Genomic DNA, 24,632 nt, shown 5'->3' on the forward strand with positions numbered 1-24,632 from the left:
CGCCGCGACGGGCGGGGCCTGACGATGCGTCGAGAGTGCCGGGTGGGCCCCGGGCCACAAGGCACCGGGGGCGCGGGGTGACGGTGGGTCAGCCGCCGAAGAGCTGTGTCCAGTACGTGCCCGCCCGGCCGCCGCCGGCGAGGCCGATCCCGATGTGGGTGAAGTCCGGCTTGAGGATGTTGGCGCGATGGCCGGGACTGTCCATCCAGCCCTGGACCACCTCGGCGGGGGAGCGCTGCCCGCAGGCGATGTTCTCGCCGATGGTGCGGCGAGTGCAGCCGGCGGCGGCGGCCCGGTCCCAGGGTTGGCCCCCTTCGGGGGACGTGTGGGCGTAGAAGTCGCGGGCCACCATGTCGGCGCTGTGGGCCTGGGCGGCGGTGGTGAGCGGGGTGTCGGCGGAGAGGGGCGGCAGGCCCGCCGAGGCCCGCTCGGCGTTGGTGAGGGCGATGACCTCGTGCGCCGTCCGTTCCAGGCCGGCCGGGCTGAACGGCCGGGCCCACAGCGCCGTCCAGTACAGGTCGCCCGAGCGGGGGTCGGGGACGGACGCCAGTCCCGCCTGGTCGAACGCGGGATCGCACAGCGTGCGCCGGGACTGCTCGTTGGAGAGGCAGTAATCGACGAACTCGCGCGGGGTGCGCGGGCCGGAGACCAGATGCTCGCCGATGGTCAGATAGGTGTAGCCGGTGGAGGTGACGCGCTGGTAGACGGACCTGCCGTCCGGGCTCTCCGAGCTGAGCAGGCCGCGGGCCGCCATGGCGCCGGCGTGCTCCCGGGCCGCGGCCGTCAGCCGGGCGTCGAGACGGACGGGCGGGGAACCGGCGGAGGCGCGCGCGGAGTTCACCGGCCCCAGGAATCCATCGGGGTCGGGTCCGCCACCCGTCGACCCCACCGGTCCGCTCCTCGCCGTCGCGGCGGGCCCGGCTCCCGGCGCGGTGAGCCGTCCCGTACCCGGCGCCGTCATGGGTCGGCCGCCTGGGACCACTCCCCGCACCGCGCCCGGCGTCGGTCCCGAGGGTGTGGTGTCCTCGGTGACATCGACCCCGAAATCCCGCGCGACGCCCGCCAGTCCGTCGGCGTACCCCTGTCCGAGGGCACGCAGCTTCCAGGCCGTGCCGCGCCGGTACAGCTCGGCGAGTAGCAGCACCGTCTCCCGCTGCGGTCGGGGCGGGGTGAACCGGGCGAGGGCGCGGCCGTCCTGCGAGGTGACCTGCACGGTGGGGGAGGGCAGCCGGCCCAGGGGAGTCCCGGGGTCGGCGGGGCTGACGACGACGGTGACGCGGGCGGCTCCGGGCCTCAGCCGCGCCGGATCGATGGTGAGGCGGTCGCCGTCGAGGCGGGCGCCGGGCGCGGCCGGCTGGTTGTAGAACACGAAGTCGCCGTCGCCGCGCACCTTGCCGCTGTCGTCGGTGATCAGGGCGGACACGTCGAAGGGACCCGGCACCCTGAGGGTCAGGACGCCGTCCGGCAGGGGTGTGTTGCCCCCGGGAACCAGCTCGCTCATGCCGCCGCCCGTCGGTGTGGTGATCCGTGCCGGCCGCGCCGTGGCGTACAGCGCGGGCTGTCGGACGGTCAACGGACCGCCCGCGCCCCGGGGTTCCCGGGACCGGCCGCCGACCATCGCGGGCAGCAGAGGTTGTGGAGGCCGCCGGCGCGGAGCGCGCGGTGGCTACCGGGGCTGGGTGGCGCGCATCGAGCGCAGGGCGAGCAGCATGACGCCGATGTCGTCCAGGTAGACGGGGTCGGGGAGCAGGTCCGTCGGCAGCACCAGATAGGCGACGGCGCCCCAGAACACCCAGCGGGGCCCGGTCGGCAGTCCGGCCCGCCGCAGGTCACGGCGGGTGCGTACGAGTCGGAGCAGCAGCACGAGCGCCACGCCGAGGGCGACGGCGCCCAGGACCGCGACGACGAGGATCACGTTCCATGAGATCGAATCCATGTGTCCGTCCAGGGCTCTCGTCGGGGGTGTTCCTCCCTTCCGTGTGCCCGCTCGTGCCCCGGCTATCGCCCGGATACGGCCATCCGTGCGCGCGTGCCGGGACCGGAGCGATCAGGACCGGGCCGCCCCGGGCGTGTCGCGGCGGCAGATGATGAAGTCGTCGAAGACGTGCCGGCCGGGTCGCAGACCGGCGGACTCGGTCGCCCGGCGGATGTCCAGCAGTTGATCCGTGGTCATCTCGAGGGGCGGCTCGTCGGGCTGATAGGTGGTGCGTACGGGGTAGTCCCGCCCCGGTTGCCTGGTCATCTCGATGTGGCAGCCGAGCACGTGCGTGACGGGGCGGCGCCCGCAGAAGTCGATCAGGCGGTCGACGGTGCGGGTGAAGGCCGGCCAGTCCTCGACGTACAGGCGGCCGGGATAGACCGTGTCGCCCGTGAGCAGGAGCCCGGTCCAGGGGTCGAAGAACGTCACCGCGGCCTCGTGGTGCCCCGGCGTGGCCAGACACTCCAGCACCCGGCCGCCGAGATCGACCCGGGCGACCGCGTCGGGATCGTCATGGAACCCGAAGAAGTCCCAGGCGCTGTCGAGGGCCGCGTCCACGACCTCGGTGCCGGGGCGGCCGGTGAACTGGCCGTCCCCCGCGATGTGGTCGCCGTGCGGATGGGTGTGGAGCACCAGCAGCCCGTAGTCGTCGTCCCGGGGATGCGTGGCCGACCACGACTCCATCAGTTCGTCGACGACGCGCCGGAGTGGGAAGTGGTCGGCGGACGCCGTGGCGCCCGTGTCGATCAGGAGGGCCCGTTCCGTGCCGAACAGCAGGAACATGAAGGGCGCTTCGTAGTCGATCGCCATGTTCTGGCGAAGGATCACCGTGTGCTCGTCGTAGGCGTGGACCTGGATGTCGGGGTCCGTGTTGTGCTTGGCCGAGAGCGAACCGTGGATCCACCGCACGTCGAGAGGTGCGGCAGGTGCGCGATCGTCGCTTCCACGGGCACCGTCGGTCTGCTGCCTCGGAGTGTCCACGCTGTCTCCCTGGGACTCGGTCCTGCCGGACCACGGCAGGGCCCGGGACCTCAGTTTCGCGGGTGCGCGTGGTCCACCAGTGCCTGGGACACCGTGCGGATGCTCCGGGCGATGTGCTGGAGCTGCATGAGCTCGGCGGCGTACAGCTTGATGGTGTGCTCGATGACACCCTCGTGCAGGCCGAGGCCGGGCAGCTCGGAGCGGGCGGTCTGCAGTGCCGTGCGGGCGACGCGTATCTCCTGCTGCACCTGGAGATGCGCGTGGCGGGCGAGCAGGACGGGGTGCTTGTGCAGGACGGGGTAGCTCGCGTAGCGGCTCGGCACCAGCTCGCGCAGCCATTTCACCGCCGATCGCTCCCAGTCGAAGCTGCCGGGGGTTTTGACCTGGCACGGCCAGTCCGAGGCGATCGGTGAATACGTCAGGGCCATGTTCATCGCTTCCGGGTTACGTCGGCGGGGGACTCTGGGGCGGCCCCGGCATAGGGGATGACCGGGGCCGCCACCACGGGCCTCGCAGGCGAGACCCGCTCGATCACCCGGGACCCGATGCGGGTAGGAGCGGACGGCCCCGGGTGGTCATGGGTCGTGACCTGGAGGCATCCGGGTCGCGATCCGAAAGAAGTATTTATATATACCGCCGGATGCGCAAGGACATGAAAACATTCATGCGTGCTTTGATACGAATGATCCCGTGATGCCGTGGTGAGAGCCGGTACGGGAGAGGGCTTTCTGTCGGTGCCGCGAGCCGGCCCGGGCCGTCGCGCGCCCCGTACGCGGGGCGGTGCCGGGGTCAGTCCTTCAGGAAGAACTGGTGCTGCTCGGCGACCTGCTCGTACTCCTCCAGGCGCGCCTGCGTGCGCTCCGGATCGGCGTCGGTCATGGCCTGGAGCAGCGCCGCCGACAGCACCACGGGCGCCGCGTAGGAGTCGAAGACGAGGCGGGATCCGGTGCCGGTGGCGAAGGTGACGTCGGCCTCGTCGGCCAGCGGGCCGAGCCCGAGGTCGGTGATCAGGGCCACCTGGAGGCCCGCGCTGCGCGCGACCCGCATGGCCGTGAGCGTCTCCTGGGCGTGCCGGGGCATCCCGAAGGCCAGGACCCAGGTGCCACCCGCCTCGCGCGACTGGAGCAGCGCGTCGTAGGCGACCGAGCCGCCGCGCGTCACCAGCCGGACGTCCGGGTGGATACGACGGGCGGCGTACGCGAAGTACTCGGCCAGCGAGACGGAGATCCGCAGGCCCAGGACCGTCAGCGGGGCCGACTTCGACAGGGCCCGGCCGACACGGATGACCGCGTCGGGATCGGCGAAGTCCCGCCGCAGGTTCTCCAGGTTCTCGATCTCGGCGTCCACCGCCGCCTGGAGTTCGTTGCTCGTGACCTCGGCCGGGGTTCCCGGTGTGCTGCCCAGGGTGCTGAGCGCGATCGCCTGGAGCCTCTCACGCAGCGCGGGGTAACCGCTGAACCCCACGGCCGCCGCGAAGCGGGTCACGGAGGGCTGGCTCACGCCCACGCGCTCGGCGAGGTCGGTGATCGACAGGAACGCCGCCTCGGTGATGTGCTCGATCAGGTACTGGGCGATGCGCCGCTGGCCCGGGGAGAGCCGGGGGCCGTCGAACAGTTCCCTGAGCTGGGACGTGGGTGCCACGCCCGCCTCGGGAGCCGTCTTTCCCGAGGTGATCGCGGATGCCTGAGCGCGTGCCTGCTGCGGCGATGGCACCGGTGCGCCTCCTTGATGTCCCACGAGAACTCAACATAGCTCACGGACCGTTTTGACCTGGGCTGGTATCGCCGCAGGCAATGTGTGCGGTCCTTGTTTCGCGCGGGGTCGCTGGGTACTCGCGTCAGCATCACGACGTGCTCGTTCGCGGGCGCGCGTGTCCCTTCACCGACGCGAGGGAGAGGGTTTTCATGAGCGTGCAACAACTGCCCGCGTCAACGGTTCATGTGATGCTCGGCGACTGTTCCGCGGCCGATGCCCGCAGCGTGCTCGCCGTCCTGTCCGGCCGCTTCACCGCGGACCGGGAGGGCGCGGACGAGCCCCACGAGTCCGAACTCGGCCGGCCGACGGTGTGGACCGCCCTGTTCGACACGGCCGGTGATCCGGTGCGTGCTGCCGGGCCTGTCGAGGAACTTTCGGGGCAACCGACCGTGGAGGCGCAGGGTGGCCCTCTCGCGACGCAGCGTCTGCGAGAGGCCCTCGGCTCCGCCTTCACCGTGCACGAGCTGGGCACGGAGGCCGGTGATCAGGAGGTTCAGATGAAGCTGCGGCTGGATTCGAGTACGGCACACGAGACGCGGTCCGTGTGAACGCCGGGTCGGTGGCCCGCAACGGAGAGATCGGCGCCCGCCGCGCGGCGACCGGCTCGGCGCGGGAAGGTGCGGCCCGGGCGGGGCTGGCCGCGCGAGGGGTGATCTATGCCCTGGTCGGCGTGCTGGCCCTGCGTATCGCCTTCGGTGACAGCGGCCGGCAGGCGGACCGGGGCGGCGCCCTGGAGGAGATCGCCTCGAAGCCGTTCGGCGCCGCCCTCCTGTGGGCCCTTGGCGCCGGGCTCGTCGGCATGGCCTTGTGGCGCCTGTCCGAGGCGGTGTTCGGTGGCGCCGGGCAGGACGGCGGCGCGGTGGGCAAGCGCCTGATGGCGGCCGCGCGCTGTGTCTTCTACGGGTTCGTCGCCTACTCCGTGCTCTCCTTCGCCGCCGGGTCGCGCGGCAGCGGTTCGAGCGACAAGCAGTCCCGCGATGTGACGGCCAAGGCGCTCGGCATGCCCGCTGGACAGTGGATCGTCGGCGCCTTCGGCGTGGGGCTGGTCGTGGCGGGCGTCTGGATCGCCGCGCGGGCCGTCATGCGCAAGTACCACAAGCATCTGAAGCTCGGCGAGATGTCGCGACGGGTCCGCCGGGCCGTCGACACGGCGGGCGTGGGCGGCGGGGCCGCGCGCGGCGCGGTGTTCGCCGCGGCGGGGGCCTTCGCGGTCCGGGCCGCCGTGGACTACGAACCCGACAAGGCCAAGGGGATGGACGACACGCTGCGGTCCTTCGCCGGAACGCCGATGGGTCCGTGGCTGCTGGTCTGCGTCGCCCTCGGGCTGGTCCTGTTCGGACTGTTCTCCTTCGCGATGGCACGGTGGCGCAGGGTGTGACCACGCCGCGCGGGCCCGTCGACCTCGCCGGCCCCGGCCGTCCGACCCGCCACGAAAGGTGCCCCCGCCGCGCGCACGCGGCGGGGGCACCTTTCGTGAACCGGTCCGTCAGGGCTTCGCGGTGAGTGCGAAGCTCTGCGCGGCCGAGCCGTCACAGGCGCGCTGGGTGAGCTGCACGCTGTTCGCCGCGGAGGCCGCCGCGCTCAGGCACTTGCCGCTGTGCCGGGCGGTGAAGTGGTAACGCCCGCTGCTCTCCTTCACCGGCTGCCACTGCTGGTTCTGCCCGCCTCCGTAACTCCACAGTTGCAGCGGCGCGTTGTCGGCGGTCGAGACGTTGGCGACGTCGATGACCTGTTGCGGGTTGCCGCGGATAGCGGCCTGCCGGTAGCCACTGTCGAGCGGAACTGGAACTGCTGTGCCTGTGTGCCGTTGCAGGCGTACTGCTGGATCGCGGTCCCGTTCGCCGTCGCGGCCGAACGGGCGTCCACACAGGTGCCGTTGCCGGCGTTGGTCAGCGAGTACCAGGCCGTCTCGGAGATCGAGTCCGCCGGCGGGGTCGTGTTGTCGGCGCCGCCCAGCCACTTCAGCCCGTCCAGCAGGAACCGGTTCTGGGTCTCACTCGCGAACGTCGACGACAGCCGCGTGTTCGTCGTGTAGTTCATCGCGTTGTGGCCGAAGTTCGCGTACAGCATCTTGTACTTCGTGTTGGTCCAGAGGATCGGGTAGTAGCCGCTGTACCAGCTCTGGTTGGGATCCGTGCCCAGCGGGAAGCTGCTGGGGTCGACGGAGGCCAGGATCTTGATGTCCGGGTTCTGCCGCAGGTCGTTGGACCAGCTGTACCACTCGCTGACCGCCGAGGTGAACGTGGCCGGCAGGTTCTTGCTGGCGGGTTGCGTACGGTCCTCGACCTTCAGGACCGCGGTCGTCGGACCCCAGGTGTTCGACTGGAAGTTGCCGCTGCCGAGGAACTGGTTGTGATACCACGGCCACTCCGCCGCGTTGGTCGTGAAGGCCGACACATGGAAGCCCATCCAGGCCCCGCCGCCCCGCATGTAGGCCTCGAAGCCGCTCCGCTGGGCCGACGTCTGCGGCAGGTCGTCCAGGAACAGGACGACCTGGTAGGCGTTGACGCCACCGTTGCTGAGCAGGTCCCAGTCGGTGCTGGCCGTGTAGGTGAAGCCGTTCGCCGCGGCCTGCCGGGAACCAGTCGTTCGCCTCGTTGTCGAAGTCGATGTGCGCGGCGTCCCAGGTGCCGCTGTAGAGCGCCAGCACCTTGAACGGCGCCGCCGCCGAGCTCGCCCGGGCGGCGGGCGGTGCGGCCAGAGTGAGCAGCGTGGCCAGCAGCAGGAAGACCCGCAGGGTCGCGCGCGCCGTACCGGATCGGTTCGTGTACATCGGCTGATCCATCCTCTCTGCGCGGATCACGGGTAGCTGACGAGGTTGGCGACGTTGGTCGAGGAGTTGGACGGCCCGCCCCGGTCGTTGACGACGTGCCGGATGGTTCCCGTGCCGCCCAGCGAGACGGTCACCATGTCCTTGAAGCGCACGTTCGCGTTGCTGGGCGCCTCGATGGCGTGCTCGGCCGCGACGGAGGAATTGACGTTGAAGTAGCAGTAGCTGCCGAAGCCGTACACCTGATGGCTGGTCACGGAGTTCGCCACCTTGTAGGCCGCGTAGCCCTGCGTCGAACCGTTCATCCAGGCCGCCTGGTTGGGCGGGTCGTAGGGCATCTCGTTCTGGTAGAAGTACGTGCGGCCGCCGTTGCCGTTCCAGATCGTCTGGTGCTTCTGGTAGTGCTCCACGAACAGGCCGTACATCGTCACGTCGTCACCGTTCACCACGAGCCCCGTGTCGGCCGTGTTGCTCGTCCAGCCCACCCCGCTGCCGTGGTCGGCGCGCCACAGCCACAGATGGTCGCCGATGACGTCGTCGCTGTTGATCGTCAGGCTGGTGGTGGCCTTGCCGACGCCCGCGCCGCCGATGCGGAAGAACACGTCGTGCAGGGAACTCGGGTCGGCGCTGTGGTCCGCGGAGGAGCCGCTCGGCCCCATCTCCAGCAGCTGCGCGGAGTTGGTGGTGCCCGCGTCGATCAGCAGCCCCGCCAGGTGGACACCGCTCACGTCGGCCACCGTCATGGCGGTGATGCCGTTGTCGGGGACGATCGTGGCGAGACCGAGGCCCAGCACCACCGTGTCGGCCCTGGTGACCTTGAGGGTCTGGTCCAGGTGGTAGACACCCGGCGTCACCAGCAGGTTCTTTCCCTGGGCCAGTGCGTCGTTCAGCTGCGCCGCCGTCGCGCCCGGTTTCACCACGAAGAAGTCGGAGAGCGGCAGGGACGTGCCCGCGGGAGTGCCCGAACTCCAGCTGGTACCGCTGGAGTTGGTGCGCACGGACGGAACGAACACCTTCCAGGCGCCCGCCGCGTCGACGTACAGGAAGGGCTTCTCACGGGACACCGGTGTCTGGTCCACCGTCGTGTACGGCGGGCTCGGGAAGCTGTTCGCGGGGGCGTTCCTCGCGCCGACGAACACCATGTTCCAGTTGGATCCGGTCCAGTTCGACCACTCGGTGTTCCGCGACAGCCACTGCTGCTGCGATCCGGAGTTGATCTGACCGTCGATCTTCGTGTCGGCCATGTAGCCGCCGCTGGACCAGCCGCCGTCGTCCAGCGCCAGATTGCCGCGCAGATGCATCCGCCGGTACGGCGCCGCCTGCGACACCGCCCACCGGTCCGAACCGGACGTGGGAGTCACCGAGAGGTTCTCCGCCGAACGCCAGAAGTTCTGGGTCGCGTTCCCCTGGAACCAGTCCGCCTCGGTGTGCACCGAACCCCGGATCGTGACGTCGTCGGGGGACAGACCGAGACCCGCGACCTGGGTGTAGAAGCCGACGTTCGCGTTGGCGCTGTAGGTGCCGGGCTTGAAGAGGAAGGCCTTGCGGGCGGTGCCGAACTGGTTGGTCTCCTGCTGGGAGAAGGCCGAGTCGAGGCTGCTCTGGATGGTGGCGGCCGGCGTCGACGGGTCGAAGACGGTGACATTGGGGCCCAGGTCCGGTGTACCGGGCGGCTGTTGCGTGTCCACCGCGTTGACGTAGAAGGACTGGGCCGCGGTGCCGTTGCAGGTGTACTGGTGGAGCTGCACGCTGTCGGCGGTGGAGGCGCTCGGCACGTCGAGGCACTTGCCGCTGTTGCGGTTCACGAAGTGGTAGGCCCCGCCGGCCTCCGCCACGGCCTGCCACTGCTGATTGGTGCCGCCTCCGTAGGCCCACAGCTGCACCAGTGCGTCGTCCGCGGTCGAGACGTCGGTGACGTCCCAGGCCTTCGTGGCGTCGGCCCGGTTGTCGACCTGGGAGTAGCCGCTCGACGTCGCGGCGAACTGCCACTGCTGGGCCTGGCTGCCGTTGCAGGCGTACTGCTGGACCGCCGTGCCGTTCGCGGTTCCGGCCGCGCGCGCGTCGACGCACTTGCCGCTGCCCGCGTTGACGACGGTGGCCCAGCCGGTCGGCACCGCGGCTGCCTGCGCGACCGCGCCGTTCAGGGCGACCGCGTCCTGCGAGGCGAGGGTCAGGCCCGACACCGTTGTCGCCACGAGGGCGGTGACCGTCAGCAGTCTGATCGTCCGGTGGCGACCGGACCTTCTTCTGGATCCGGGCAGGGGGAATCTGGACATGGGGGACACTCCTGCAAGGGTGGGGGGTTCAAGTCTGTGAACGACGAATGCATTCATGGAGTCTTGGTGATCGGTGAACCTAAAGGTCTGCACCAAAGTCGTCAAGATGTGAAACAAAGAACCCTTTGAAATCGGCTGACAGCGCGAGGAGTTGAACATCCGGGAGCGTGTCGTTCGCTGAACTCGGCGCAATGGCAAGGGCGTTCATCGGCTCGACGCAGTGGAGCTCGGTGTCGGCCCGCGTCACCGTCCGGCCGGGCGGTGACGCGGGAGAATCGCGACGAGGTGCGCCTTCGTCCACGGCGGACCGCAGTTCACTTCTTGAACGGCGCGTTACGTGGCTCATGGAGGTGCGCAGTTGACACGGGGCAGCAGGGTGCCGAGGGGGCCGTCCCGAGTGAGAGTCCGGCCTTCCCGGCCCTCCGCGGCGGTCCGCCGGACCGCCCCTTCGGGTGTGTGGTTCCTTACAAGGCGGTGACATGCCGGCGAACCTCACCCGCCCCACCCGCATCTCAGGGCACTCTGGTTCCGGGCCGGTGACTCCTGTGGCGGAGCCGCAGGGAACTCCACCGGCCACCGCGCCGACCGGCACCGCCGGTTCGTGTCCCGCGGCAAGGGAAGCGGCTGCCGCGGAACAGCGCCCCGGAGCACCTCCGGGGCGCCGTGCGTGTTCCCCCTGCCGTGTTCCCCGCTGTGTGCCGTGCGCCGCTACGGCCTGTCCGGCGGATCATGCGGTGATCGGGACAGTGAAGTGGGTCGTCTCGCTACGATCGCGGGATGTTCGAGTACCACGGGTGGATCACGGTCAGGGAGACCGCAGCCGATGACGACAATGAGCCCAGGCTGCAGCAGATCGTCGATGAGCTTCGCCTCCGCATTGCTCAGATGGACAGCCCGTACTTGCTTGACCTCAGGTGGATGAACGGCGAGCCGTTCATCCACCTCGGTGGTTCGTCCAATCACCGCTCGTCGCCTGACGTCGTCGAACTGTTCGAGCATGTGGCCCAGGTCGCCCCTGGTTCCTACGGACTCCTCCATGTTCACGATGACGAAGAACCGGGTCACGAGAACGAGGTACGCGTGCTGAGGCTCGTCCGGGGCCTGGTCACCCAGCACACGGAGGTGCTGCTGTCCCCGTACATCCCGACGGTGGAGGATCCCTTCACGGGTTGAGCCGTCGTTGGCGCATCACGTTCGGAGCCAGAGGCGGATCGCGGCCACAGTGATGGTGCCGTGGAAGACGTAGGCCCGTTTGTCGAACCGGGTCGCGACGGCACGGAAGCTCTTCAGGCGGTTGATCGTCCGTTCGACCTCGTTGCGGCGCTTGTACTGCTCCTTGGCGAAGCCAGCGGGCCGGCCTCCGGCGCTGCCCCGGCGCCGGCGGTTGGTTCTCTGGTCCTTCGGCTCAGGGATGATGTGCTTGATGTGGCGACTGCGCAGGTAGCAGCGCTTGCGGCGGGACGAGTAGGCCTTGTCCGCGCTGAGCCGGTGCGGCGTGGTGCGCGGCCGTCCCGCTCCAGTGCGGGGAACACGGACGCGTTCGAGGACCGGAATCATCTGCGGTGCGTCGCCCCATTGGCCGGGAGTGATCAGCAGGGCGAGGGGCCTGCAGCAGCCGTCGCTCAAGAGGTGGATCTTGCTCGTCAGCCCGCCCCAGGACCTTCCGAGCCCCTTGTCGGGGCAGTGCTGCCGGGTCTACACGGCCACGCACATCGGAACACTCATGATCCGCCGGACGGACCTTAGTCGGTGGCCGTGCCCCGGCGTTCGGATTCGAAGCGGGCGAGGGCCGCCTGCACCCGGTCCAGAATCGTCTCGGCGTCGGCCGTCGCGTCGACCCTCAGCCCCGGTTCGTCGTCGAGCAACGGCTGGAGGTCCTCGTACTGGGACTCGAGCAGTCCCTCGGGCATGAAGTGGCCGGAGCGGTGCGTGATGCGCCGGCGGGCGATCTCGATCTCGAGGTCCAGGTGCACGAACCACACGCCGGGCCCGGCCGCCCGCAGCAGCTCCCGGTAGGGGAGTTTGAGGGCCGAGCAGGAGACGACCGCGCTCCGCCGGAACCGGCTCGTGTCGCGGATCCAGTTCGCGAGCGTGTGCAGCCACGGTTCGCGGTCGGCGTCGTCGAGCCGCAGGCCCGCGCTCATCCTGGCGATGTTGCGCGGTGTGTGGAAGTCGTCGCCCTCCACGAAGGGCACATTGAGACGCTGGGCGAGCTTCCTCCCGAGTGTGCTCTTGCCGGACGCCGAGACGCCCATGACGACCACGATCGTCGGTGCGGTCCCGGGTGATGTCATGCGGCTTCTCCTGGATCGGTCCGGCAGGACGTGGGTGGCCCTCGCCGGAATCCTGGGGGGAGGCCAGGGACGTAGGGCCCACACGGCGGCGCGGTTCCGGCGGAATGCACCCGGATGGGTGCGCCGAAGACGGAGGCCGGTGTCGCCCCTCGCGGTGGTCCGTGCCCTGGCGGGCCGAGGTGCCGTCGGGGCCGATCCCTGTTGAGATGCCTTCCATGAGTGGTGTGGAGCGCCCGCCCGGCGGACGGACGGCGAGGAGTCTGCTTCCGTACCGGCCGGCGCAGCTCGGTGCGGCGTCCGGAGCGGAGACGGAGTTCTGGGACGGAACCGGCGGACCCCCGCCTCAAGACGTCCTCGACTCGGTGGAGTTCTTCGTCGTTCCCTACGGTCTGGCGTCGGTGTGCGTGCCGCTGCTGCGGCGCATGCCCCGGTTGCGTGTGGTGCAGAGCCTGTCGGCGGGTGTCGACGACCTCGTGCCGCACATCCCGTCGGGTGTGACGCTCTGCAACGCCGGAGGTGTGCACGACGCCAGCACGGCGGAACTCGCCCTCACCCTGACGCTGGCGTCGCTGCGCGGTGTCCCTGGCTTCGTGCGGGCTCAGGACGACGGGACCTGGCAGAGCGGCTACTTTCCCTCGCTGGCCGACCGGACGGTCGTGATCTGCGGATACGGCTCCATCGGCCAGGCCGTGGAGGAACGGCTCGCGGGCTTCGAGTGCCAGGTCGTACGGGTCGCCCGCACCGCCCGTCCGGCGCCGCGCGGGCCGGTGCGCTCCATCGCCGAACTGCCCGATCTCCTGCCCGGTGCCGACGTCGTCGTGCTCACCCTTCCGCTCACCGAGAGGACCCGGCATCTGGTGGACGCCGAGTTTCTCGCCGCGATGAGGGACGGAGCCCTGCTCGTCAACGTGGCGCGGGGCGCCGTCGTGGACACCGGCGCCCTGGTGGCGGAGCTCGAGCGCGGACGGCTCGCGGCGGCCCTCGACGTGACGGACCCCGAGCCGCTGCCCGAAGGACATCCGCTGTGGCGGACACCGAACACCCTGATCACCCCTCATGTCGGGGGCAACTCGTCGGCGTTCCCGCCACGCGCGCTGAGCCTGGTCAGGGCTCAACTGCTCCGCCACCTCGCGGGGGAGGAGCTGGTGAACGTGATCCTCCCGCCTTCGTCGTGAGGCGCACTCGCGCCGCGGGGCACCGGCCGCCGTGCGGTTGCTCCGCCCGGGGGACCCGGCTACTTCCAACGGCCGAGCGAGGCGAGTCCGCCCTCGCCGACCCCGGGCCGGAGTGCTTGCCTCGGTGCGGGGCCCGCGGACCCGAAGCCGACGTGGTCGCGGCGGGCGGTTCCCGGCGGTGGCCCCAAGGACACCGGCGCCGTGCCGAGCGGGCACGCGCGAGGTGAGCCGGCAGGCCGGGGGCACGTCCGGTCCCGGCAACGGCGCACCGACGAATGGGAGACGGCAGTGACCTCAGGTGTGGACACGGGTGGGCAGCTTGCGGCGTTGCCGCTCCTGCGAGGCCAGAAGGCCCTGGTGACCGGGGCGAACTCCGGAATCGGACTGGCGACGGCGATCGCGCTGGGCCGGGCGGGCGCCGACGTCGTCGTCAACTACGTCGTCGGGCAGGAGGCCGCCGAGGACGTGGTCCGGCAGATCCAGGGCTTCGGCGTACGGGCCTTCGCCCATGAGGCGGACGTGTCCGACGAGGGCCAGGTCGTCGGGATGTTCGCGCGCATGCTGGAGGAGTTCGGCACGATCGACATCCTGGTGGCCAACGCCGGCCTGCAACGGGACGCGTCGGTGACGGAGATGACCCTCGCGCAGTGGCACAAGGTCATCGACGTGAACCTCACCGGCCAGTTCCTGTGTGCACGGGAGGCCACCAAGGAGTTCCTGCGGCGCGGTGTCGTGCCGGAGGTCTCCCGTTCGGCCGGAAAGATCGTCTGCATGAGTTCCGTGCACCAGATCATTCCGTGGTCCGGCCACCTGAACTACGCCGCGTCCAAGGGCGGCGTCCTGATGCTCATGCAGACGCTCGCCCAGGAACTGGGCCCCCAGGGAATCCGGGTCAACGCGGTCGCGCCCGGCGCCATCAAGACCCCGATCAACCGCAGTGCCTGGGAGACACCCGAGGCCGAGCAGGAACTCCTGCGGCTGATCCCGTACCGCAGGGTCGGCGAACCCGAGGACATCGCGACCGCGGTGACGGTGCTGGCCTCCGACCTCATGGACTACGTGGTGGGCACGACCCTGTTCGTCGACGGCGGGATGACGCTCTTCCCCGGCTTCGCCACCGGTGGCTGAGACGGTGGCGCCCGCGCTCACGTCGCCTCGGTGCGCGGTGCCGCCCACTGTCGGCACCAGCCTATGAGGCCCGCATGAACAAGGCATTCACTTTTCTGGCCGGCACTCCCGACCAGCTGCTGCCCGCGCGCGAGATGATGGCCTTCACCCTGGCCTCCCACATCATCCTCGTGCCGCTGGGCGTGGCCCTGCCGTTCATCACGCTCGTGATGCACCACCGCGCCCTGCGCAGGAACGACCCGGTCGCCCTGCTGCTCGCCCGCCGCTGGTCGGCCGTCATGGCGGTGCAGTTCGCCGTCGGTATCGTCACCGGCACCGTTCTGTCGTTCGAGTTCGGGCTGCTGTGGCCGAAGATGATGGGCACCTGGGGAGACGTCTTCGGCCTCGGATTCGGGGTGGAGGCCTGGGCGTTCTTCCTGGAAGCGATCCTGATCGCCATCTACCTCTACGGCTGGCGCCGCCTCCCGGCCTGGCCGCACTTCTGGCTCGCCACACCGCTGCCGCTCGCCGCGCTGATGGGCGCCTTCGGCATCATCGGCGCGAACGCGTGGATGAACACCCCGCAGGGCTTCACCCTGGACTCCCAGGGCAGGCCTACGAACGTCGACGTCCGCTCCGCCGTGTTCACGCCGATGTTCGGCCCCCAGTACTGGCACTTCGTCGTCGCGATGTTCCTCACGGCGGGCTACGTGGTGGCCGGCGTCTACGCGGTCGGCTGGCTGCGCGGGCGCCGGGACCGGTATCACCGGCTCGGGTTCTGCGTGCCGTTCACCGTCGCGGCGATCCTCACGCCCGTGCAGTTCTTCCTCGGCGACAACATCGCCCGGCAGATCTACCAGAAGCAGCCGGTGAAGTTCGCCGCCGCGGAGCTGGTCTGGAAGACCGATACGCACGTTCCCGAATACCTCTTCGGCCGACTGCATCCCGACGGGACCGTCACGGGAGGCATCAAGATCCCCCAGCTGGACTCGATCCTCGCGGGTGGCAGCCCGGGCACCAAGGTCACGGGGCTCACCTCGGTGCCGGCCGAGGACCGGCCCACCCCGACGCAGGCGACCATCGTGCACTGGACCTTCGACATCATGGCCGGCATCGGCACCGCGCTGATCCTCCTCGCGCTCTGGTACGGCTGGTGCTGGCTGCGGCGCCGTGACCTGCCCCGGTCGCCGTGGTTCTTCCGGTGCGCGGCGATCGCCGGCGTGGCCAGCGTGGTGACGGTCGAATGCGGCTGGATCACCACCGAAGTGGGCCGCCAGCCCTGGATCGTCTCTCAGCACATGCGGGTCTCCGAGGCGGTCACGCCCACCTCCGCCGGTTCGCTGTGGACGATGTTCGGCATCGTGGTGGTCGTCTACGTGCTCATGTTCGGCGCGTTCCTGGGCGTCGTACTGAAGATGAGCAGACGCTGGCGTCTCGCGGGTGCGAGCCCCGTCGGCGAGCCCGGACACGAGCCGGAGGCCGACACGCCGTACGGGCCCCGGCGGGAGAGGGCCGCCGCGACGCGAGGCTCCTCCGCGCCACCGGAGTCCGGGCCGCGGCCGGAGCCGGGAGACGGGCGATGACCGCAACGGTGGCCGCCTGGATCCTGCTGGTGGCGACGGCCGCCTACGCCTGCGGTGGCGGTGTCGACTACGGGGCCGGGTTCTGGGACCTGGTCGCCGGCGGCACCCGACGGGGCAGACGGCCGCGCGGGCTGATCGACGACGCGATGGAACCGGTCTGGGAGGTCAACAACGTCTGGCTGATCTTCGTCTTCGTCCTCATGTGGACCGGCTTCCCGGTCTTCTTCGAGACGGTGTTCAGCGCGATGTGGCTGCCGCTGGCCCTGGCGGCTGTCGGCATGGTGCTGCGCGGAGCGGGATTCGCCCTGCGCAAACCCACCCACCGGCTGGCCCAGCGCCGGATCTTCGGAGCCGTCTTCGCCGTCGCCTCGCTGCTGACCCCGTTCTTCCTGGGCGCCGCGGTCGGCGGTGTGGCCTCCGGCCGGGCCGCCCCGGGCACCACCGCCTCCGCCGACGTGTGGGCCGGCCCGACCTCCGTCGTCGCCGGTCTCCTGGCCGTCGCGGCCACGGCGTTCCTCGGGGCCGTCTTCCTCACCGCGGACGCCCGCCGTTTCGACGCCCCGGACATGATCGTGTACTTCCGGCGGCGCGCCTGGTGCGGCCTCGCCGCTGTCGGCGTCCTGGCCCTGATCGGTCTCGGCGTGACGCGCGAGCACACCACGTACGTCTACCACGGCCTCACCCACGGCCTGGGGCTGCTGCTGGTGATCCTCTCGGCGGTGGCGGCGGCGGCCACCGCGTGGCTGGTCTCCGGACGCTTCGCGGGCTGGGCCCGGTTCACCTCGGTGGGCGCCGTGGCCCTGGTGATCGCCGCGTGGGGCGCCGCCCAGCGGCCCTACCTGATCCCCACGTCGCTCACGGTCCAGCAGGCCGCCGGCGCGGCGGGTTCGCTGCACTGGCTGCTGATCGTCACGGCGATCGCGATCGTGCTCGTAGGGCCCGCGCTGGTGGTGCTGTACCGCCTCGACACCCGGGGTCTGCTCGAGGCCCAGACGGACGCGGACGTCGAGGGCGGCGCGGGCTGACCCGCCGGCCGCCCACCGCACCGCAGAGGCGGACCGGCGGTGAAGAGGACCGCCGGTCGGCCCGACCGAGAGGGACCGCAGGCCGGCGGAACCGACGGCCGGACCGGCCTCGACGGTCCGGCGGTGAGCGGAACCGGCCGTCGGCCCCGCTGAAACGACCGCCGGCGGCCAGAAGTGCCGCTCCCCCCGCGACGAGACGAACGTCAGCCGAGCTGACCGGCAGGGAGACAGCCGTGACGGACAACCAGATCCTGGAGGGCCTCGGACTGATCGTCGTCCTGGCCGTCGGCTCCCAGCTGGTGGCGAGCCGGCTGCGGATCCCCGCCCTGATCGTCCTGCTGCCGGTCGGATTCGCCGCCGGAGCGCTGACCGACATCGTCAACCCCGACAAACTGCTCGGGGACGCCTTCTCCCCGATGGTGTCGCTCGCCGTGGCGGTGATCCTCTACGAAGCCGGACTCGGCCTGAACGTGCGCAAACTGCACGGACACATGCGGCGCGTCGTGGTGCGGCTGATCTGGCTCGGCGTCCTGATCACCTGGGCCGCCACCGCCGCTCTCGCGGTACCGCTGCTGGGCATGTCGAAGAGTTCGGCGGTCATGCTCGGCGTGATCCTCGTCGTCTCGGGGCCCACCGTCGTCGGCCCGCTGCTCAACTTCGTGCGCCCGACCGAGCGGCTGCAGCGCATCCTGATCTGGGAGGGGTCGCTGATCGACCCGGTCGGCGGCATTCTCGGAGCGCTCGCGTTCCACGCCGTCGTCGCGAGCGACAGCCGGGGCGTGGCCGCCAAGCTCGGCCAGTTCGTGGTGAGTTCGGCCGTCGGTCTGATCGGGGGCGCGGTGGGTGCCGCCGTGCTGTGGTTCCTGCTGAGCCGCCTGCACCTGGGCGAGGTGCTGGGCACGACGGCGCAGCTCGCCGCCGCGGTGGGCGTGGCGGCCGCCTGCGACGCGATCCGGGACGACACCGGACTCATCGCCGCGGTCGTCATGGGGATGGCCCTGGCCAACCTGCCGGGCATGTCCCTCCCCGCGCGCCGGCCCTTCCTCGAGACCCTGGTGTCGCTGATCATCGGGCTGTTGTTCATCTCCATCTCGGCCACGGTCACCCCGGCTTCCCTGCGGCACGTCATCCTGCCCACGCTCGTTCTCGTCGCCGCCCTGGTCCTGGTGATCAGACCGGCGATCGCGTTCCTGTCCACGGCAGGAACGGATGTGCCCCGCGGCGAGAGAGCCTTCATCGGCTGGATGGCACCGCGCGGAATCGTCGCCGCGGCCACCGCCTCGACCTTCTCCGCCACCCTGGTGGCCGAACACATCGGCGGAGCCCAGAAGATCCTGCCCGCCACCTTCCTGGTGATCGTCACCACGGTGACGCTGTACGGGCTCAGCGCGCACCCCGTGGCCCGGCGCCTGGGCGTGCTGCGCCCGGCGCGCGCCCGCCCGCTGCTCGTGGGCGGCGACCTCTGGGCGATCGACATGGGACGAGCCCTTCGTACCGCCGGCCTCGACGTGCTGATGTGGGCCGGACGAGAACAGCAACGCGACCTGATCCGGGCCGCCGGACTGCACCTGGCGCCGGGCGAACTGCTCGCCGCGGCCACCGGCGAGGGAGCGGAACTCGAAGGAATCACCGGGGTCCTGCTGCTCACCGAGGAGGACGACTTCAACGCGCTGGCGTCGGCGACCCTGCGCGGCAACGTCGACGGGTTCGTCCACCGGCTGGGGCCGCCCGGCCTGAGTCACGGCGTGGTCGCCCCCTACACGTCCGGCGACACCCTGTTCGGCGCCGAACTCAACAGACCGGAACTGGCACGCCGCTACGCGGACGGCGCCCGGATCACCGCCCGCCCCGCCGGGGAGGGCGTCCCGGCCGGACACGCGCTGCTGTTCCTCGTACGCCCCGACGGGCGGCTGGACCCGGTCACCAGGACCCGCACCCCGCAGCCGGGGGCCCACGACACCGTGATCCTGCTGGGTCCGTCCCCGGAGCCCGGACCGGTGCGGGCGGGCTGACGACGGCGGTCGGGGCCACTCGCCCGGCCCCGGTCCGGACACCAACGGGTCAGTACGGATTGCGGTCCGCCGTGCGGCTGGATCTCATGGTTCTCATGCAGCAACAAGCCTCTGAGCCAGACGACCTCGTGCCGCCGATGGAGCGTTCGCACTGGGTGGCCTTCGCCGGAATCCTGCTGATGGTCAGCGCTCTGTTCAATCTTCTCAACGGCTTCGTGGCGATCTTCAACCACGGCTACTACTCGAAGGTGTACTCCCAGGGCAACCGGCTGCTCATCTTCAACTTCACGGCCTGGGGCTGGATCTTCGTCGCCATCGGCATCGTGATGGCCCTGGCGAGCCTCGGTGTGTTCGTGGGCTCCAGGGCGGCGCGGCTGACGGGCATCTGCCTGGCCGCGTTCTGCCTCGTCGCGCAGATGATCTTCCTTCCGGTCTACCCGTTCTGGTCGGTGTTCACGATGCTCGTGTCCCTGCTGGTCATCTACGGCCTGCTGGTCGAGCCGAAGCATGTGCACGGGGCACGGGTCTAGCAGGATTCCGATGCCGGATTCAGACGCCGGAAGCCGTGCCCCGAAGGGCACGGCTTCCCGGTGCGCCACTGCCGCCGGAGCCGCCGCTCAGAGCAGGGCGATCGGATTGACCGGTGAGCCGGTGGCGGCGGGGAGTCGCAGAGGCGCGACCACGCACAGGAAGGACCAGCGCCGCTCCTGTGCGCAGACGTCCGCCAGGTCCTCGAACTGCAGGTAGTCGAGCAGGTAGAGGCCCAGGGCGTGGATCGCCAGCACATGCGTCGGGAAGGCGACTCCGTCGACCGGGCTCGGGGCGGTGTCGTTGTTGCCGTCACCGCCGAGAGCGGCGACCTGCCGCTCCGCGAGGAACTCGACCGCGCCGGGATGGATCCCCGCCCGCGCCCGCGCGGCGTCCCACGGCCCGAGCTCCGCACGCCGACGGCGGTGGCCGACGCGGACGAACAGCAGGTCTCCCGCCCCGACCCGTACGTCCCAGGCCGCCTCGGCCGCGGTGAGGTCCTCCGTGGTGACGCTGTCGCCCGGCTCCAGCCAGGGCACACCGCGCAGCCTCGGGATGTCGAGCAGCACACCGCGGCCCACCAGCCCGTCGCGGACCGCGTCCACGGACAGTTCGGTCGCCCCCTCGGCCGTCAGCGAGGACGCGGGGACGCCGCCGTGCAGGGTGCCGTCGTAGATGACGTGGCAGAGCGCGTCGAGATGGCTGTCGGCGTCGCCGTGCACGTTCATGGCGAAGCGGTCGAAGGCGAAGTGCAGTCCCGGGGCGCCCGCCTCCCCGGCCACCGGACCGGTGAGCCGGTGGACCGCGGGCTCCGGGTTGTCGGGTCCGGGCCGGGTGTCCACCGGCGCCGCCATGGTGACGGTGCGTCCGGTCCTGACCTCGCCCACGGCGGCCCGCAGCTGCTCGGGCGTGACACGGGGCGCCCCCCGGCCGGGGCCGGCGGCGCGTTCCCGGACGCGTCGGTACAGGGCCCCGAACTCCTCGGGACTCATCCGCGGGGCGCCGGCGGGTTCGATGGGATCGGGCATGGGTGTGCTCCCGGCGGTCTCAGTCGCGCAGCCCGTCGAGTGCCTCGTCGAGCGTGGTGGCCGCCATGATGAGCGACAGATGGGTGAACGCCTGTGGGAAGTTGCCCAGTTGCTCGCCGCTGGGGCCCACCTCCTCCGCGAAGAGGCCGACGTGGTTGGCGTACGTGTGCATCTTCTCGAACGTGTAGCGCGCCTCGGCCAGCCGGCCGGAGCGGGCCAGCGCGTCGACGTACAGGAAGGTGCACAGACTGAACGTGCCTTCCGAGCCGCGCAGGCCGTCCGGGGAGGCGGCCGGGTCGTAGCGGTAGACGAGGCTGTCGGAGACCAGCGTCCGGCTCATCGCGTCGAGGGTCGACAGCCAGGTCGGGTCCTTCGCGCCCAGGAAGCCCACCCGGGGGATGAGCAGGAGCGAGGCGTCCAGGACGCCGCCGCCGTAGTACTGGACGTACGCCTGTTCCTTGTCGCTCCAGCCGCGCTCCATCACCTGCTCCAGGACGGCGTCGCGTGCCCGGGTCCAGCGGGCGGTGTCCGCCGGCCGGCGCCATTGATGGGCCAGGCGCAGCCCGCGGTCGAAGGCGGACCAGCACATCACCCGGCTGTAGGTGAAGTCCTTGCGCCCGCCGCGGGTCTCCCAGATGCCCTCGTCGGGCCGGTCCCACTGGTCGGCGAGCCAGTCCAGGGTGCGGGCGACGGCCTTCCAGCCGGCGTAGTCGGCCTGGACGCCGATCTCATGGCCCTGCGAAAGGCCGTAGAGGGCCTCGCCGTAGATGTCGAGCTGGAGCTGGTCCGCGGCGGCGTTGCCGACGCGTACGGGGTAGGAGCCGCGGTAGCCCTCGAAGTGTTCCAGGATCTCCTCGCCGAGCAGGGGGGTCCCGTCCACCCGGTACATGATCTGGAGCGCTTCCCCCTCCTGCTCCAGGCGCTCCATCAGCCGTTCGCGCAGCCAGTGCGTGAACACCGTCGCCTCTTCGGCGAACCCGAGGTCGACCAGGGCGCGCAGCGACAGGGATCCGTCCCGTACCCAGGTGTAGCGGTAGTCCCAGTTGCGTTCGCCGCCGACCTGCTCAGGCAGGCCCATGGTGGCCGCCGCGACCGGGGCGCCGGTGGGCGCGTAGGTCAGGAGCTTGAGGGTGATGGCGGAGCGGTGCACCATGTCGGGCCATCGGCCCCGGTACTTGGAGTTCCGCACCCAGTTCTGCCAGTACTCGGTGGTCTCCGCCAGGTTCTCGGCGGACCCGTCCACGGTGGGTGGCGGCGGTGCGGCGGCGTCCGGCCCGTCCACCGTGAACACGGCCGTCGCCATCTCGCCCGCGTTCAGGGTGACAGTGCCCCTGACGTCCTGTCCGTCCCGCTCCAGGGGAAAAGTGCTCTGCAGGAACGCGGTGATTCCCGGGCTGCGGAACACGGCGCCGTCGGGACCGAGGGCGAGTTCGTGGCCGGCCCGCCCGTAGTCGAAGCGCGGACGGCACTCCAGGGCGAACCGCACGGTTCCCCGCACCGTCCGCACGGCCCGGAAGAGCCGGTGCCGGGCGGACGCGGTGCCGGAGCGGTCCGGCGGCATCCAGTCGAGGACCTCGCCCACCCCGTCCGGTGACATGAACCGCGTCACCAGCACCGCCGTGTCCGGATAGTAGAGCTGCTTCCAGGAGCCCTCCGGGTGGGAGGGCGCCAGCCGGAAATAGCCTCCGCCCTCGTGGTCGAGCAGCGCGGCGAAGGTGCTGGGGGAGTCGAAGCGCGGGGCGGCGAACCAGTCCACGACACCCTTGGACGAGACCAGAGCGGAGGACTGGAGATCGCCCACCAGGCCGTGGTCGGCGATGGGCGGATAGCGGTCCATGGTGATCCAATCTCGAGGATCCAGGCTTCTTCACTATCCGACATCGACGGCATGTCCGCTTGTTCTGTCGGGCTGCCCTCTCCGGGAGCCCGGATCGGGCGGTCCGTGCGGCGGTGGAGGCGGCTGGATTGCCGAACACCGGGTGGCCGGGGTTACTGGAGACGACCGCTCGACGTCGAGGCGCGCACCGGTGTCCCGGGAGGTACCTGCATGGACATGATCCATGTGCGCATGGTGAGTCCCGCCCCGCTGACCGAAGCCGTGGTCGCGCTCCTCGCGGCCGACCCGAGTGTCCTCAACCTCGTGGTGCAGCCCGGCATCGCCCGGAAGCCGGACGGTGACGCCCTCGTCTGCGACGTGCTGACAGGAGGGGCGAACGACGTGCTCCGCGGTCTGCGGGAGCTGCGCCTCGACGAGGTGGGCTCCATCGTCATCGAGCCCGTCGACATGGCGTTCTCCGGACGCGCCGCGCGGGCCGGGGCCGAGCGGCTCGGGGCCCTCTCCCGGGCGCCCGTCTGGGAAGCGGTCGAGGCGCGCATCCGCGCGGAGGGCACCTACGCTCCGAGCTTCTATCTCTACCTGGTGGTCGCCGGACTCATCGGCGCGGTCGGCATCGTGACCAACTCGCAGATCCTCATCGTCGCGGCCATGGTCGTCGGACCCGAGTACGGGGCCATCGTCAGCGTCGCGCTGGGCATCGACCGGCGCTCGGGGCCGAGAATCCGCAAGGGGCTGACCGCCCTGACGGCCGGATTCGCGCTGGCCGTCGTGGCCACCTTCCTCTTCGCCCTGCTGATCCGTGCGTTCGGCCTGGAGTCCAAGGCGTTCGACCTCGGCGTGCGCCCCGTCTCCCATCTGATCGACACACCGGACTTCTTCTCGGTCGCGGTCGCCACGCTGGCCGGGATCGTGGGCATCGTCTCGCTGACCGAGGCCAGGACGAGCGCTCTGCTGGGCGTCTTCATCTCCGTCACCACCATCCCCGCGGCCGCCGACTTCAGCGTCTCCGCCGCCTTCGGGAGCTGGAGCGAGGCACGCGGCTCCTTCATCCAACTCCTTATCAACGTCACCGTGTTGATCGTGGTGGGCACGCTCGCGCTCAAGGGGCAGCGGGCCCTCTGGCGCCGGGTCGGGCGTCGCCGCCTCCGCGCCGCCGGGTGACGGACGCACGGGCAGGGGAGGACGCGCGGGGCGGGGGCGTCCGGTCCGGTCAGGGGAAAGTGTCAGACTGACGTCATGGACGAGCGCGTATTCGACAGGTCGGGCCAGCATGCTTCCGTCATCGGTCTCGGCACCTGGCAACTGGGTGCCGACTGGGGCGAGGTCAGTGAGAAGGACGCCCTGGCCGTGCTGGAGACGGCGGCGGAGTCGGGAGTGACCTTCTTCGACACCGCGGACGTGTACGGCGACGGGCGGAGCGAGGAGACCATCGCGACCTTCCTGCGCGGCAGGCCGGACCTGCACGTCATGGTCGCCACCAAGATGGGCCGCCGCGTCGACCAGGTCCCGGAGAACTACGTCCTCGACAACTTCCGCGCCTGGAACGACCGCTCCCGCCGCAACCTCGGCGTCGACCGGATCGACCTGGTGCAGCTGCACTGCCCGCCGACGTCCGTGTACTCCTCCGACGCGGTGTACGACGCCCTCGACACCCTCGTCGAGGAGGAGCGGATCGCGGCGTACGGCGTGAGCGTCGAGACGTGCGACGAGGCGCTGACCGCGATCGCGCGCCCGAACGTGGCGAGCGTCCAGATCATCCTCAACGCCTTCCGCATGAAGCCCCTGCGGCAGGTCCTGCCCGCCGCCCGGGAGGCGGGCGTCGGCATCATCGCGCGGGTCCCGCTGGCCTCCGGGCTGCTCTCCGGCAAGTACACCAAGGACACCGTCTTCGCCGCGGACGACCACCGGACGTACAACCGCCACGGCGAGTCCTTCGACCAGGGCGAGACCTTCTCCGGGGTCGACTTCGCGACGGGCGTGGAGGCGGCCGCCGAGTTCTCCGCCCTGGCCCCCGAGGGGTACACGCCCGCCCAGCTGGCGCTGCGGTGGATCGTCGGGCAGCCGGGCGTGACGACGGTGATCCCGGGTGCCCGTTCACCCGAACAGGCCCGTGCCAACGCGCAGGCCGCGAAGCTGCCCGAGCCCTCGGGCACGACGCTGGACGCCATCGGGGAACTGTACGAGCGGCGGATCAAGGAGCAGGTCGAGAACCGCTGGTAGGAACCGTGCGGGACCCGGCGGCGGGACGCGTCAGTCATCGACCCCGCCGCCGGGCCGTGTCGG

The 24,632-nt window shown here is 70.8% G+C and carries 20 protein-coding genes and 2 pseudogenes; 11 read left to right on the forward strand and 11 right to left on the reverse strand.

The genetic code is table 11. The features are described 5' to 3' along the window. Nucleotides 1-88: 88 nt before the first annotated feature. The 5 genes from OG788_RS40215 to OG788_RS40235 all read right to left on the reverse strand — a co-directional run bounded on the left by OG788_RS40215 (nt 89) and on the right by OG788_RS40235 (nt 4,672). On the reverse strand, nt 89-1,501 hold the full coding sequence (locus OG788_RS40215) for a CAP domain-containing protein (RefSeq protein WP_406376975.1): 1,413 nt from the start codon (nt 1,499-1,501) through the stop codon (nt 89-91). 165 nt (nt 1,502-1,666) lie between these two features. Next, nucleotides 1,667-1,936 carry a DUF1232 domain-containing protein gene (locus OG788_RS40220; protein WP_406375873.1) on the reverse strand — a complete coding sequence of 90 codons (270 nt, stop codon included), beginning with the start codon at nt 1,934-1,936 and terminating at the stop codon, nt 1,667-1,669. Between the two features lie 111 nt (nt 1,937-2,047). Continuing rightward, nucleotides 2,048-2,959 (reverse strand): MBL fold metallo-hydrolase, encoded by a 912-nt coding sequence (locus OG788_RS40225; RefSeq protein WP_406375874.1) that lies wholly within the window; start codon nt 2,957-2,959, stop codon nt 2,048-2,050. Nucleotides 2,960-3,009: 50 nt separating this feature from the next. Further along, entirely contained in the window at nt 3,010-3,393 is a 384-nt protein-coding gene (locus OG788_RS40230) for a hypothetical protein (RefSeq protein WP_266764450.1), read from the reverse strand. Between the two features lie 355 nt (nt 3,394-3,748). Continuing rightward, the gene (locus tag OG788_RS40235) at nt 3,749-4,672 is read right to left on the reverse strand and encodes a MurR/RpiR family transcriptional regulator (RefSeq protein ID WP_351554523.1); all 924 of its coding nucleotides are present in this window, start codon (nt 4,670-4,672) and stop codon (nt 3,749-3,751) included. 191 nt (nt 4,673-4,863) lie between these two features. Between OG788_RS40235 and OG788_RS40240 the strand changes: the two genes are divergently transcribed. Both OG788_RS40240 and OG788_RS40245 read left to right on the forward strand, forming a co-directional pair. After that, nucleotides 4,864-5,262, forward strand: coding sequence for a hypothetical protein (locus tag OG788_RS40240; RefSeq protein WP_356758625.1), 399 nt, complete (start codon nt 4,864-4,866; stop codon nt 5,260-5,262). Further along, nucleotides 5,259-6,092 carry a DUF1206 domain-containing protein gene (locus tag OG788_RS40245; protein ID WP_406375875.1) on the forward strand — a complete coding sequence of 278 codons (834 nt, stop codon included), beginning with the start codon at nt 5,259-5,261 and terminating at the stop codon, nt 6,090-6,092. The genes OG788_RS40240 and OG788_RS40245 overlap by 4 nt, the downstream gene beginning before the upstream one ends. Nucleotides 6,093-6,200: 108 nt before the next feature. Here the strand turns inward: OG788_RS40245 and OG788_RS40250 are convergent. Both OG788_RS40250 and OG788_RS40255 read right to left on the reverse strand, forming a co-directional pair. Next, nucleotides 6,201-7,487 (reverse strand): annotated as a pseudogene (locus tag OG788_RS40250) (ThuA domain-containing protein). Nucleotides 7,488-7,513: 26 nt separating this feature from the next. After that, nucleotides 7,514-9,760, reverse strand: coding sequence for an RICIN domain-containing protein (locus OG788_RS40255; RefSeq protein WP_406375876.1), 2,247 nt, complete (start codon nt 9,758-9,760; stop codon nt 7,514-7,516). A 777-nt stretch (nt 9,761-10,537) separates the two neighbouring features. Here OG788_RS40255 and OG788_RS40260 point away from each other — a divergent pair. Next, nucleotides 10,538-10,933, forward strand: coding sequence for an Imm7 family immunity protein (locus tag OG788_RS40260; RefSeq protein WP_406375877.1), 396 nt, complete (start codon nt 10,538-10,540; stop codon nt 10,931-10,933). A gap of 15 nt (nt 10,934-10,948) precedes the next feature. Here OG788_RS40260 and OG788_RS40265 read toward each other — a convergent pair. Next, nucleotides 10,949-11,449: pseudogene (locus OG788_RS40265) on the reverse strand (IS5 family transposase); the annotation flags it as partial. A gap of 53 nt (nt 11,450-11,502) precedes the next feature. Next, complete coding sequence (locus OG788_RS40270; RefSeq protein ID WP_406375878.1) at nt 11,503-12,054, reverse strand: gluconokinase; 552 nt, start codon at nt 12,052-12,054, stop codon at nt 11,503-11,505. A 215-nt stretch (nt 12,055-12,269) separates the two neighbouring features. Here OG788_RS40270 and OG788_RS40275 point away from each other — a divergent pair, with 215 nt between their 5' ends. The 6 genes from OG788_RS40275 (at nt 12,270) to OG788_RS40300 (ending at nt 19,486) form a co-directional block, all read left to right on the forward strand. Beyond that, nucleotides 12,270-13,229 carry a 2-hydroxyacid dehydrogenase gene (locus tag OG788_RS40275; RefSeq protein ID WP_406375879.1) on the forward strand — a complete coding sequence of 320 codons (960 nt, stop codon included), beginning with the start codon at nt 12,270-12,272 and terminating at the stop codon, nt 13,227-13,229. Between the two features lie 288 nt (nt 13,230-13,517). Continuing rightward, nucleotides 13,518-14,357, forward strand: a complete 840-nt coding sequence (locus OG788_RS40280) for an SDR family oxidoreductase (RefSeq protein WP_406375880.1) — start codon at nt 13,518-13,520, stop codon at nt 14,355-14,357. 74 nt (nt 14,358-14,431) lie between these two features. Continuing rightward, complete coding sequence (locus tag OG788_RS40285) at nt 14,432-15,919, forward strand: cytochrome ubiquinol oxidase subunit I (RefSeq protein WP_406375881.1); 1,488 nt, start codon at nt 14,432-14,434, stop codon at nt 15,917-15,919. Next, on the forward strand, nt 15,916-16,944 hold the full coding sequence (locus OG788_RS40290; RefSeq protein ID WP_406375882.1) for a cytochrome d ubiquinol oxidase subunit II: 1,029 nt from the start codon (nt 15,916-15,918) through the stop codon (nt 16,942-16,944). The genes OG788_RS40285 and OG788_RS40290 overlap by 4 nt, the downstream gene beginning before the upstream one ends. Before the next feature lie 233 nt (nt 16,945-17,177). After that, the gene (locus OG788_RS40295) at nt 17,178-18,956 is read left to right on the forward strand and encodes a cation:proton antiporter (RefSeq protein WP_406375883.1); all 1,779 of its coding nucleotides are present in this window, start codon (nt 17,178-17,180) and stop codon (nt 18,954-18,956) included. Between the two features lie 137 nt (nt 18,957-19,093). Beyond that, entirely contained in the window at nt 19,094-19,486 is a 393-nt protein-coding gene (locus OG788_RS40300; RefSeq protein ID WP_406375884.1) for a hypothetical protein, read from the forward strand. 87 nt (nt 19,487-19,573) lie between these two features. Here the strand turns inward: OG788_RS40300 and OG788_RS40305 are convergent, their stop codons facing one another. Continuing rightward, the gene (locus OG788_RS40305) at nt 19,574-20,512 is read right to left on the reverse strand and encodes a cyclase family protein (RefSeq protein WP_406375885.1); all 939 of its coding nucleotides are present in this window, start codon (nt 20,510-20,512) and stop codon (nt 19,574-19,576) included. A gap of 19 nt (nt 20,513-20,531) precedes the next feature. Next, entirely contained in the window at nt 20,532-22,355 is a 1,824-nt protein-coding gene (locus OG788_RS40310) for a glycoside hydrolase family 15 protein (RefSeq protein WP_406376976.1), read from the reverse strand. Between the two features lie 204 nt (nt 22,356-22,559). Between OG788_RS40310 and OG788_RS40315 the strand changes: the two genes are divergently transcribed. Both OG788_RS40315 and OG788_RS40320 read left to right on the forward strand, forming a co-directional pair. Continuing rightward, nucleotides 22,560-23,510, forward strand: a complete 951-nt coding sequence (locus OG788_RS40315; protein ID WP_406375886.1) for a DUF389 domain-containing protein — start codon at nt 22,560-22,562, stop codon at nt 23,508-23,510. Nucleotides 23,511-23,585: 75 nt separating this feature from the next. Then, nucleotides 23,586-24,569: an aldo/keto reductase gene (locus tag OG788_RS40320; RefSeq protein WP_406375887.1), complete on the forward strand. Its 984-nt coding sequence runs from the start codon at nt 23,586-23,588 to the stop codon at nt 24,567-24,569. Nucleotides 24,570-24,632 lie beyond the last annotated feature (63 nt).

The sequence above is a fragment of the Streptomyces sp. NBC_00647 genome, from assembly GCF_045207245.1.
Taxonomy (GTDB): domain Bacteria; phylum Actinomycetota; class Actinomycetes; order Streptomycetales; family Streptomycetaceae; genus Streptomyces.

What these genes read in the sequence shown, in the direction of transcription:
- OG788_RS40300 (WP_406375884.1), top strand. Translation starts at nt 19,094, where the DNA reads ATGGAGCGTTCGCACTGGGTGGCCTTCGCCGGAATCCTGCTGATGGTC.
- OG788_RS40315 (WP_406375886.1), top strand. Translation starts at nt 22,560, where the DNA reads ATGGACATGATCCATGTGCGCATGGTGAGTCCCGCCCCGCTGACCGAA.
- OG788_RS40275 (WP_406375879.1), top strand. Translation starts at nt 12,270, where the DNA reads ATGAGTGGTGTGGAGCGCCCGCCCGGCGGACGGACGGCGAGGAGTCTG.
- OG788_RS40220 (WP_406375873.1), bottom strand. Translation starts at nt 1,936, where the DNA reads ATGGATTCGATCTCATGGAACGTGATCCTCGTCGTCGCGGTCCTGGGC.
- OG788_RS40290 (WP_406375882.1), top strand. Translation starts at nt 15,916, where the DNA reads ATGACCGCAACGGTGGCCGCCTGGATCCTGCTGGTGGCGACGGCCGCC.
- OG788_RS40240 (WP_356758625.1), top strand. Translation starts at nt 4,864, where the DNA reads ATGAGCGTGCAACAACTGCCCGCGTCAACGGTTCATGTGATGCTCGGC.
- OG788_RS40215 (WP_406376975.1), bottom strand. Translation starts at nt 1,501, where the DNA reads ATGAGCGAGCTGGTTCCCGGGGGCAACACACCCCTGCCGGACGGCGTC.
- OG788_RS40270 (WP_406375878.1), bottom strand. Translation starts at nt 12,054, where the DNA reads ATGACATCACCCGGGACCGCACCGACGATCGTGGTCGTCATGGGCGTC.
- OG788_RS40260 (WP_406375877.1), top strand. Translation starts at nt 10,538, where the DNA reads ATGTTCGAGTACCACGGGTGGATCACGGTCAGGGAGACCGCAGCCGAT.
- OG788_RS40305 (WP_406375885.1), bottom strand. Translation starts at nt 20,512, where the DNA reads ATGCCCGATCCCATCGAACCCGCCGGCGCCCCGCGGATGAGTCCCGAG.
- OG788_RS40230 (WP_266764450.1), bottom strand. Translation starts at nt 3,393, where the DNA reads ATGAACATGGCCCTGACGTATTCACCGATCGCCTCGGACTGGCCGTGC.
- OG788_RS40285 (WP_406375881.1), top strand. Translation starts at nt 14,432, where the DNA reads ATGAACAAGGCATTCACTTTTCTGGCCGGCACTCCCGACCAGCTGCTG.
- OG788_RS40320 (WP_406375887.1), top strand. Translation starts at nt 23,586, where the DNA reads ATGGACGAGCGCGTATTCGACAGGTCGGGCCAGCATGCTTCCGTCATC.
- OG788_RS40255 (WP_406375876.1), bottom strand. Translation starts at nt 9,760, where the DNA reads ATGTCCAGATTCCCCCTGCCCGGATCCAGAAGAAGGTCCGGTCGCCAC.